The organism is Mesorhizobium sp. M1E.F.Ca.ET.063.01.1.1 (assembly GCF_003998155.1).
In the GTDB taxonomy this organism is placed as follows: Bacteria; Pseudomonadota; Alphaproteobacteria; order Rhizobiales; family Rhizobiaceae; genus Mesorhizobium.
Map to the genome: position 1 here is coordinate 1 of NZ_RZSC01000147.1, position 10,413 is coordinate 10,413.

The following is a 10,413-nucleotide window of genomic DNA, read 5'->3' on the forward strand; positions in this document are numbered from 1 at the left end:
GAGGTTCATGTCGTCCAGCGGCACGACCTGAGCCAAGCCGCCGCCGGCCGCGCCGCCCTTCATGCCGAAATTCGGGCCGAGCGAGGCTTCGCGGATGCACACGATCGCCTTCTTGCCGATGCGGTTCAGACCGTCGCCGAGGCCGACGGTCGTGGTCGTCTTGCCTTCACCGGCCGGCGTCGGGTTGATGGCGGTGACCAGGATCAGCTTGCCGTCCTTGTTGCCCTTCACCGACTTGATGAACTCGGCCGAGACCTTCGCCTTGTCGTGGCCGTAAGGCAAAAGGTGCTCGTACGGAATGCCGATCTTGGCGCCGATCTCCTGGATCGGTTTCTTCCTGGCGGCGCGCGCGATCTCGATGTCGGTTTTGAATTCGGCCATGGTCATTTGCCTCGAAGATTGGGTTGTCGGAAATGCATGCTGCGGTTCTAGAACTGTGGCCTCGGCAGGTTGCTGGCGAGGTAGGCTGAGGTCAGAGTATTGGCCATCAGAAGCGCGATCGTCATTGGACCGACGCCGCCGGGCACGGGTGTGATCGCGCCGGCATGGTCCGCCGCCTCGGCGTAGGCGACGTCGCCGACCAGGCGGTTCTTGCCATTGCCCTTCTCCGGCGCGGCGACGCGGTTGATACCCACATCGATCACAGTGGTGCCTGGCTTCACCCACTCACCCCTGATCATTTCCGGCCGGCCCACCGCCGCGACGAGGATGTCAGCGCCACGACAAAGCTCGGGCAGATTCTTTGTCCGGCTATGGGCAACGGTGACGGTGGCGTTCGCGGCAAGCAGAAGGTTGGCCATCGGCTTGCCAACGATATTGGAGCGGCCGACGACGACTGCATTGAGACCGGAAAGATCCTTGCCATGCACGTGCTCGATCAGCAGCATCGAGCCCGCCGGTGTGCAGGGTACGAAAGCCGTATCGAGCTCGCCGGTGCCAAGCTTGCCGACATTGACAAAGTGGAAGCCGTCGACGTCCTTCTCTGGCGCAATCGCCTGGATGACCTTGCCCGCATCGATGTGATCCGGAAGCGGCAGCTGCACCAGAATGCCATGGATCGTACGGTCATGATTCATAATGTCGATAAGGTCGATCAGGTGGGCTTCGCTGGTGTCCGTGGGCAGCGTATGTTGCAGCGAATTGAAGCCGCATTCCTTCGCTGTACGCGACTTCGCGGCCACATAGACCTGGCTTGCCGGATCCTCCCCGACGATGATGACCGCAAGACCAGGCGTTACATTCTTCGAAGCGGCCAGGACGCTGCTCGCGCTTGTGACCTTTGCGATCACATTGGCGGCAACAGCCTTGCCATCGATCACCTCAGCCATCGCCTCTCTCCTAGAGAATGAAATACGGCATCGCTTTGCCGTCGAACGTCGCAAATCAAGTTGCGAAACCTTGCAATTATTTGGGCTGAAAGTCAACTATAAGGAAAAAAAAATTCATATGAAGAAAAAGAGATTTTCGCCTAGTCTGCCTCGATCAGTTGGCGGGCGGCTACGCCGGGCCTTCCACGGATTCAAAAAGAAGTCACCGCCCGGCCTTGCAGGCGGTGACTAAGCAACCGCGGTTCAACGCGGCCGGGAGGAGGGAACATTTCCCGGTTCGAAGATGATCGGGCTGTCGCCGATCACAGTACGAAGATCCGGTTGGCGATCAGCACCACGATAACGCCAGCCACCAGCGTCGCGTAAGGCAAGATTCCGGCCTTCTTGGCCCTGAGATCGGTGGCCTTCATGCCGAGATCGTCCAGCATGTGATCGGGGAACTTGCCGCCGTCCTGGATGTAGTGCCGGAAGCAGAATACCGGGAGGATCAGTGCCGCGGTTATCAGGCCGGCCCACAGCGCCATCGGATTCCAGACCTTGGCACCGGCACCCATGAAGATGGCGTTTACATAGGCGAATATCGCCCCGATCCCCAGCAACCAGGTCGGCGCCTTCCAGGGCCGCTCGATATGGCCGTTGTCGATCCGGTGGATCCAGCCGGCGTTGAGGTTGAGGAAGTTGAAGATGATATAGCCGCAGTTCGACACCGCGAGGATGAAGAAGAAGCTGGTCGCGTCGGCCGAGGCGATTGCCAGCACGATCAGGTTGAAGATCAAGTCGGTCCACATCGCCCGTGTCGGCGCGCCGTGCTCGTTGACGTGGCTTAGATAACGCGGCAGCCAGCCGTCGACCGAGCCCTGGTAGAGCGTGCGCGAGGAGCCGGCCATCGCCGTCATGATGCAGAGCACCAGCGCCAGGATCATCAGCATGACAAGCAGGCTGTGGATCAGCTTGCCGCCGCCGACCATGCCGGCCAGCGCGTCGGCGACGCCCGAGCCATCCACGATTGGCGTTGCCAGCATGCCGTTGAGGCCAAGCACGCCCTGGAAGGTGAATGGCACCAGGATGAACAGAAGCATGCAGAGCAGGCCGGAATAGAAGATCGCCTTGAAGGTATCGGTGCCGGGGTTCTTGAACTCCGACGTGTAGCAGACGGCGGTCTCGAAGCCATAGGTCGACCATGCCGCGATGAACATGCCGCCGAGCGCCAGCGTCCATCCGGCGATGTTCCATGAGCCTGGGTCGGGCGCGTAGGCGGCGGCAAGCGGGACCAGAGGCGAGAAATTCGCCCAGTCGATCTGGCCGGTGAAGATCGGCACGACACCGACGATCAGCATCGGGATGATGACGAGCAGGCCGATATACTTCTGCACGCTGGCGGTGCCCAGGATGCCGCGATGCTGGATGGCGAAGATGATCAGCATCAGCAGCGCGCCGATGAAGAAGGTCGCGTTCAATGAGAAACTGACAGGCCCAAGCGTGTGGCTGAAGAGCGACCAGGTGCGGATCGCAGGCGTTGCGGCAGCCGTCACTGCCGTGATGGCGTCGGCGGGCGCCGTTCCGGCATGCGCCGCGATGTAGGCGGCCACCTCCGGCGAGGTCTCGGAGAAGACCGGGATCGGCGCCAGCGCATTGAGGATGTAGGCGGCTGCGATGGAACAGCCGAGCGACAGCACCGGCGACCAGGCGAACCAGTTGCACCACACCGACAATGGCGCGATGAACTTCGAATAACGCAGCCAGGCGGTGGCGCCATAAACCGAAGCGCCGCCGGACTTGTTGGGAAACAGACCGGCGATTTCGGCGTATGTGAACGACTGCAGGAAACCCATGATCATGGACACGGTCCAGATCAGAAAGGCCAGCTTGCCAGTCGTTCCAGCGATACCGCCGATCGAGAACAGAACGAGGGCGGGGACGCCGCTTGCCACCCAGAAGGCGCCTCGCCAGTCAATACTTCTATGTAACTGTCCCGCGGCTGCCTCCGCGTAGGTGTCCGAAAAAGCGCTCATAGCTTTTCATCCCATTGTTTGAGGTTGAGTGTTCCTGCGGTCCGGCTTCGCTTTGCCGGTTATTTTCTTTCCTGTCAGTCTTGTTTTGTTCACTTCAATAAAGACTGTCGACGATCCTCCATGTCGTCAAGCGCTTCCCACCCCCCATTCCCCGAGATCATTGATCAGCGCCAGTGCGACGCGGCGGAATGCCAGGCGCATCTTGTCTACATGCGGGCCTGAAAGCCGCATTTCGGTCATGGCTCGATCCATGAGAGCCAGCCAGTCTTCGGCGTCGCCCGCCGAGATCGGCACATGCGCGTGCATGAGACGAACGTCCACGTGCCCGTGCTTTTCCAGATAGTGACGACGCCCGCCGAGAAAGCCGCACAGAAAGTTGAACTGTTCCTCGCGGGCGTGGTTGACGCCGTGTCCGCGAAAATGCAGTCGCAGCAACGGCTCTCCGCGGGGATCGGTCTCGATCAGGTCGTAGAAGCAGTCGACCAGACCGCGCAAAGCCGTTTCGCCGCCGATCTGCGCAAGAAGAGTTTCCTTGGCTGCTACTGGTTCCATATGCGTCAGGACTGCGGACGGGTTTTCTTAGGATCATAGTGCGATAGCGGGACGATCGTGGCCGGGAGCCGCTTCTGGTGGCCGTCGAGCTTGCCGATCTCGACCTGTGTGCCGACATCGGCATGGGCCACGTCGATGCGCGCCAACGCAATGTTCTTGCCGAGGATTGGCGAACGCGTCGACGATGTGACCTCGCCGATCTGCGCGCGCCCAAGATGGATGCAGTCGCCATGCCCGACCGCGACGGCCCCTTCGATGTCCAGCCCGACCATCTTGCGCGACGGATGCTCCTTGCGCCGAATCAGCGCGTCCCGCCCGATGAAGTCGTCGGCCTTGGACTTGAGCGGCACGGTGAAGCCGATGCCCGCCTCGAACGGGTCGGTCTGATCAGAGAAGTCATAGCCGGCGAAGATCAATCCGGCCTCGATTCGAACCATATCGAGGGCGGCCAGGCCCATGGGCGTCAATCCGTGTGCCGGCCCCTCGGCCCAGATCGCGTCGAAGACCTCGCCCGCGTGCTTGGGATGGCACCAGACCTCGTAGCCCAGCTCGCCCGTGTAGCCGGTACGCGACAGCACGACAGGTAGGCCCTGGTCATCCCCGATGCGGCCAACGGTGAAACGGAACCAGCCGAGTTCGGCGATCGACGGCTGATGCGGCGGCGTCCAGATTATCTTCTTCAGCAACTCGCGGCTCTCCGGCCCCTGCACGGCAATGTTGTGCAATTGGTCGGTGGAACTGCGGACCAGGACGTTGAGACCGAGCTTCTCCGCCTGTTCGCGCAGCCATATGCCCGAATACTCGTCGCCGCCGACCCACCGGAAATTGTCCTGACCGAGCCGGAACAACGTGCCGTCGTCAATCATGCCGCCATGCTCGTAGCACATGGCGGTATAAACGATCTGGCCGACCGCCAGCTTCTTCACGTCACGCGTCAGCGTGTACTGAAGCAGCGCTTCCGAATCCGGTCCCGTCACCTCGAACTTGCGCAGGGCGGAAAGGTCCATCAGCACCGACTTCTGCCGGCAAGCCCAGTATTCCTCGATCGGCCCGGCTTCTGCGTAGCTGTTGGCCAGCCAGTAGCCGCGATACTCCACGAAGTTGCGGGTCAGCTTGGACAGGCGGTCGTGAAACCCTGTTTCCTTGGTCATCTTTGGCTCCGAATCGGGAGTGGGGCGGATCGCCACGGCGCGTTGGAATTTCTCGGCCCCTGAATAGGTGCGCACATGGATGTCGGTCGGATTCCAGCCATTGGCCGCCGTCGTGTCGTCAGGGCATGCGGAGTTGACGCAGACGAGGTCGGTCAGCGCCCGCAAGAGTACGTAGTCGCCTGGCCGCGACCACGGTTCGTCGGCATACATGACGCCGTGCGCGTCGACCCCGGTATTGAAGAAGAAGTTGGCCGCCATCCAGCCGCCGCGCGGACCGACGCCGTATGAGCCGAGCGCCTTGTTGAAGTTTTCCGTGCAGTTGATATGGCCTGGATAGCCGATATCGTCATAATATTTCGCATAGCATGCCAGCGAGAAGGCGTCGTGGCGACCGCAAGTGTCCTGCACGACCTCGACCAGCGGCAGGAAATCCTGATCGTAGTACTTCGAATGCAGACCGGGCAACGGATAGGCATGCCCCATCGCGCTGCGCGTGGCGGTGACGTCGAGCGCATGCTCCTTTCCCTTGTCCAATTTGCGCGCTGAGAAGCACTGGAAATCGGTGCACTGGCGTCCGTCGACATCGATGATCTGAATGTAGTCCCCGGCCTTGACGAAATAGGCCTCTGCCGTCGAGGAGTGCACGCGAAGATCGAGAACCGGATCGGCAAGCGGATCGGGCAAATCCCGGGAGGTTTCACGCAAGCGCACCGTCGCGCGCCGCACGTGGACGATCAGCGGCGTCGCAGTCTCTTGGCCGTCCGGCGCCATGTCGGTTCCTGGCGCGGCGATGACGAGCCAGCCGCCGCGCTTGACAGTCAGCTCGACATTGGTCTTCGGCGGCGTTGTCGCGTCGAAGAAACGAAGCCCGCCCGCCGCGGCGAGGTCGATACCACGGATCTCCAGTGCCTTGCGCAGCCGTTGCAGGCTGCCGTCCTGACTGGTTAGCAGCGCCTTCAAACCAGCAGCATCCGAGTTCGGACCATGGCCGACGATGCCGGCGTCAATGCTGCCCGACGCGTCGGCCACGACGACCTCGCAGATTTGGCCGCCCTCATCATTCGTTACGGTGATGCTGTCGCCTGCCTCAATGTCGATCAGCATCGCTCCGGCGCCGCCAACGATGTAGCGCTCGGTGCCGGCGGGCAGGGTCAATCCCCCGCGACGGATGATGCGGCTCGCCTGCGGCGGTCCACCGCGGACGGGAGGGTAGATCGTGTTCAGCATCGTTACCTCCTCACTGAGGCTGGCCTCAGCTGCTTCGTCGGCTACGCCGTCATCGACAACCTGTGTTGGGGTACTTCGGTGCAGTCCAATCCCAGCAGCGCCGGATCCATCAGATCGACACGCCCGTCCGCACGGGCAGCCAATCGTGTCTGATGCGGAGCGCATCCGTAGGCTTCGCGATAGACTTTGGAAAAGTGCGACGGCGAGATAAAACCGCAAGCCACGGCAACCTCCACGACCGGCAAGTTTGTGCTCACAAGAAGCAACTGCGCGCGCTCTAGGCGCAGTTCCATGTAGTATCGGTTCGGAGAGCGTCCCAACTCTCTGTCGAAAAGCCTTTCCATCTGCCGTCGCGATATTCCGCTCAACGCCACAAGATCGTCGACCGGCATAGGATCATCCAAGCTTGCCTCCATCAGGCCAATGACCTTCATCACTGCCTTGTGGTTGAGCTTGACGCGAGAATGAAGGGGCAGGCGCTGTCGCTCTCCCGCCGAACGCATTCGGTAAGCGATGGCTTTTTCGCAGATGCGATTGACGATGGCTGAACCATGGTCACGTTCAACCAGGTGGAGAAACATGTCGAAAGATGCATCCCCACCCGAGCAGGTATGCAGATCTCCATCATGTTCAAAGGCCGTCTGAGTGGACTCTATGCCCGGAAACTGCTCGCAAAAGAGCGGAAGCTGTTCCCAGTGAACGGCGCACCGGCGTCCGTCCGCCAGTCCGGCCCGCGCAACGACGATGGTGCCGCTGCCGATGCAAATGAGGGGAATGCGACGCATGCGGCATTCCCTTAGCCAGGCATCGAGTTGCCTGTTTGGGCGCGGGACGGCGCTGCCGCCGCAAATCACGGCGGCTGACGTGAAGTTTGACTTTTGGGTCCTCTCGCGTTCAGTTCTCAACGAGGAGTCGATGCCGACGGTCATTCGGCAACTCGACATTGTCGGTTGCCCGTCCTCCGATATGACTTGCCAGCTGTAGACGTTCCTGCCGATCGCCTCATTGGCCAACCGCAATACTTCCACTGCGCAAGAGAAAGCTTGAAGCGAGAAGTTGGGTAAGAGGTAGAAACTAAACGACCTGTGTGCGGTCTGAGCAGTCAGCATGCCGGCTCCCTCCTCATCAGCTGCCATTCTCTTCTTGGCGAACAACGGAGCGGGTGTTCTTCTCCTCTGCCCGGAACCTCACTGAACACGGCACGGAAGTGACCGTCAGCGGGGCTCCGGACAAGTCGCTGCGCAACGTAAGTTCAGTTGCGCAGATAGCTCTGCATCGTATCGTCCAGCGCGTCTTTCCACGGCGTGTGATGCTTCGGCGCCATGGAACTGGTCATCACGGACTTGTAGCTATTGTCCCGGAACCCCATGATGTCCTTGATCTTGTGCTTCTTCCACTGGAAGAACGCCTCGTTGGCGCCGTCAACGTCAAAACTTGGATAGTCGGTCTCGGCGATCAATTCCTTGACGTAGTCGCCCTGGTAGCGGATGGCGTCATAGCTATCCTCCCCAGCGTCTTCGGCCGCGACCCGCTTTTCGACATCGGCGATCAGTTCGTTCTTCGAGGCAGGCACCTTGATCCTGCCGAGGATTGCGTCACGCACCCACCATGCCTGCGCATCGAACATATTGAAGGTGTACCACTGGTCCTGCATGCCGAGATAAAACAGCGCCGGATTGTGGACGTAGACCACGCCTTTGTAGAGGTCAGCCGTGGCCAGCCTGTTCGCAGTGCGCAGTCGCAAATCGTCGGGCATGAACGGGAAATGGTGCTTGTAGCCGGTACAGAGGATGATCGCGTTCACGGTCGCGGTCGAGCCGTCCTTGAAGGTTGCGATGTTACCCTCGACCTTGGTCAGCAGCGGCACCTCTTTCCAGTTGGGCGGCCACTTGAAGCCCATCGGCTCGGTGCGATGGCTGACCGTGACCGACTTGCAACCGTACTTCCAGCACTGCGAACCGATATCCTCGGCTGAGTAGCTGGTTCCGACAATCAGTATGTCCTGACCGATAAACTCGCGTGCGTCGCGGAAGTCGTGCGCATGGAGAATGCGACCGTTGAATGTGTCAAAGCCGGGGAATTCGGGAACGTTCGGTGTCGAAAAATGGCCCGACGCGACGACGACGTGGTCGAACTCTTCCGAGTAGGATCGATCCTTGGGAAGATCGTGCACACGCACGGTGAACTTGCGGGTCTCCGGGCTCCAGGTCACATACCTGACAACGGTGGAAAATCGGATCCACGGGCGGACACCGGCCTTCTTCACGCGCCCTTCAATGTAGTCGAACAGCACGGCCCTGGGCGGATAGGACGCGATCTGTTTGCCAAAATGCTCCTCGAAGGAGTAGTCGGCGAATTCCAGACCTTCCTTGGGGCCGTTAGTCCAGAGATAGCGATACATCGAGCCGTGAACGGGTTCGCCAAATTCGTCCAGACCCGTGCGCCAGGTGTAGTTCCACAACCCTCCCCAATCCTTCTGCTTTTCGAAGCAGACGATTTCGGGAATCTCTGCGCCTTTCTGTGCCGCGGACGCGAAGGCGCGCAGCTGAGCCAAGCCGGACGGACCAGCACCGATAACGGCAATGCGTTTCTTCATTATGATTCTCCCATTGGTCTGAACCGGTTTTTGATAGATTGGTTCTTTTGGTTCAAACCAGTTATGATCGAAACGGCTAGCTTGTCAACTAATATTCATGGAAGGAAAATCAATTTGCGCCGGGGTTGGCCTCGGTTTATGGACGGACGGTCGGTAGGGAGCGCATCATGAACGCCAGCAGCCTAGTGCAACGACTTGCAGTGAACGCCCAGGTCAAACGGCTGGGCGTCGGTGCACAACGCGTGGTCAAAGTAGGCTTTCTTGGGCCGCTCAGCGGGCCTGTTCGCTCTTGGGGGCTACCCGGGTTGAACGGCTGCCGCATCTGGGTTGACTGGATTAATCGCACCGGCGGAATGCTCATCGGCGGGACGCGGCACAACGTCCAACTGTTGGCCGAGGACTGCGGCTATGTTCCCGATCGGGCGGCGGAAGGGGCTCGGCGCCTCGTGCAGGATCACGGGGTAGGGCTGCTGATGATGCACGGAGGCGACACGTTCCGTCCGATCCAGGACTATCTCATGTCGCGCAAGATCCTGACCTCGACGCTGCTGCCGAGCGATCTTTCGCCCGACACACCGTACCTGATCGCGCCCAGCGAGATCCATCCCCTCTACAACGTCACGGCGGTCGAATGGCTTGCACGCAACCGCCCCGACCTGCGCCGCGTGGCGATGTGCAGCCAGACGGATGCGCTGGGCCTGCCTTCGCTGGCTACCTATCGCGCCGCCTTTGCGGCCGAGGGGATCGCGTCGGTGGGCGAGATCCGCTACGCGCCGGAGGCCACGAACGCCGACGAAATTCTGCGCGCAATGCTGGTCGGCAATCCCGACATTTTGTGTTGGTGCACGAGCTATGAGCCAATGGTTCACGCGCTGACCGAGGCTGCTTTCCGGTCGGGATTTCGGGGGCAGATCATTTCTTGCACTGCCGACTATTATCGGCGGCTGGTCGACCGGACATCGGTCGATTTCATGGAGGGCTTTCTGTTCCAGTTCCCGGACTTCGACGATCCGGAGCTTCGCGACAAGGCCTTCTTCTTCAATCGTCCAGCCGAGTTCTTCGCGGAGTACAACCGGCGTTTCCCGGACAGCTGGAGCGCGGTTTCCTGGGAATACGTTGCCACGCTCGATCTCTGGCATGCAGCGGTCGAGAAAGCTGGAACGGCAGCGCCTGTCTCGGTTCTAGCAGCGATGAAGCATGGCGGGCTCGGCGAACATGCGTTCGGGATAGCGAAATGGGCGGGCTCGGATCTGTTCGGGAATGACAACGCCCTGATCGGCGACTGGCCCGTCGTACGCATTACGAATGGCCAAGCACGTATTGTAGCCTTTGGGTCGGTTCCGGCTTGGCTGCAGAGGCACGGCGCCCGGTTGCGCGACGAAATGCGCGCGCTTGGGCTGATGTGGGATCAGCGCCATTCGAGCGCCTCCGGAGAGCTGCGCATCGCTGCCGGATTGGACTGACGGAGGCTCAGTCTTCCTGCAGAAGCAGCTTTTGTTCCTCAATCAATAGCAGCTTGGTGAATTCGACCGCGCTCTCGATATCCC

Annotated in this window: 9 protein-coding genes; 2 read left to right on the forward strand and 7 right to left on the reverse strand. The window is 60.6% G+C overall.

Annotation, left to right across the window (positions count from 1 at the left end; genetic code table 11):
• Both EOA29_RS13425 and EOA29_RS13430 read right to left on the reverse strand, forming a co-directional pair.
• The coding region (locus EOA29_RS13425; protein WP_127220991.1) for a formate--tetrahydrofolate ligase at positions 1-381 on the reverse strand (381 nt) is incomplete at its 3' end.
• A 47-nt stretch (positions 382-428) separates the two neighbouring features.
• Positions 429-1,328, reverse strand: coding sequence for a bifunctional methylenetetrahydrofolate dehydrogenase/methenyltetrahydrofolate cyclohydrolase (locus EOA29_RS13430; RefSeq protein WP_127220992.1), 900 nt, complete (start codon positions 1,326-1,328; stop codon positions 429-431).
• Between EOA29_RS13430 and EOA29_RS41355 the strand changes: the two genes are divergently transcribed.
• Positions 1,213-1,560, forward strand: coding sequence for a hypothetical protein (locus EOA29_RS41355; RefSeq protein ID WP_189478886.1), 348 nt, complete (start codon positions 1,213-1,215; stop codon positions 1,558-1,560). The two genes, EOA29_RS13430 and EOA29_RS41355, sit on opposite strands and share 116 nt — an antisense overlap.
• A 70-nt stretch (positions 1,561-1,630) precedes the next feature.
• Here EOA29_RS41355 and EOA29_RS13435 read toward each other — a convergent pair whose 3' ends face one another.
• The 5 genes from EOA29_RS13435 to EOA29_RS13455 form a co-directional block, all read right to left on the reverse strand.
• Positions 1,631-3,340 carry an APC family permease gene (locus EOA29_RS13435; protein WP_127220993.1) on the reverse strand — a complete coding sequence of 570 codons (1,710 nt, stop codon included), beginning with the start codon at positions 3,338-3,340 and terminating at the stop codon, positions 1,631-1,633.
• A 126-nt stretch (positions 3,341-3,466) separates the two neighbouring features.
• Positions 3,467-3,892, reverse strand: coding sequence for a group II truncated hemoglobin (locus EOA29_RS13440; RefSeq protein WP_127220994.1), 426 nt, complete (start codon positions 3,890-3,892; stop codon positions 3,467-3,469).
• A gap of 5 nt (positions 3,893-3,897) precedes the next feature.
• On the reverse strand, positions 3,898-6,270 hold the full coding sequence (locus tag EOA29_RS13445) for an aminomethyltransferase family protein (protein ID WP_127220995.1): 2,373 nt from the start codon (positions 6,268-6,270) through the stop codon (positions 3,898-3,900).
• A gap of 41 nt (positions 6,271-6,311) precedes the next feature.
• Positions 6,312-7,379 carry a GlxA family transcriptional regulator gene (locus EOA29_RS13450; protein ID WP_189350337.1) on the reverse strand — a complete coding sequence of 356 codons (1,068 nt, stop codon included), beginning with the start codon at positions 7,377-7,379 and terminating at the stop codon, positions 6,312-6,314.
• A gap of 143 nt (positions 7,380-7,522) precedes the next feature.
• A complete protein-coding gene (locus EOA29_RS13455) occupies positions 7,523-8,866 on the reverse strand; it encodes an NAD(P)/FAD-dependent oxidoreductase (protein ID WP_189434432.1) in 1,344 nt (447 codons plus the stop codon).
• Between the two features lie 167 nt (positions 8,867-9,033).
• On the opposite strand from EOA29_RS13455, the gene EOA29_RS13460 reads away from it, so the two are divergent.
• The gene (locus EOA29_RS13460) at positions 9,034-10,329 is read left to right on the forward strand and encodes an ABC transporter substrate-binding protein (protein WP_127220997.1); all 1,296 of its coding nucleotides are present in this window, start codon (positions 9,034-9,036) and stop codon (positions 10,327-10,329) included.
• The last annotated feature ends 84 nt before the right edge of the window (positions 10,330-10,413 follow it).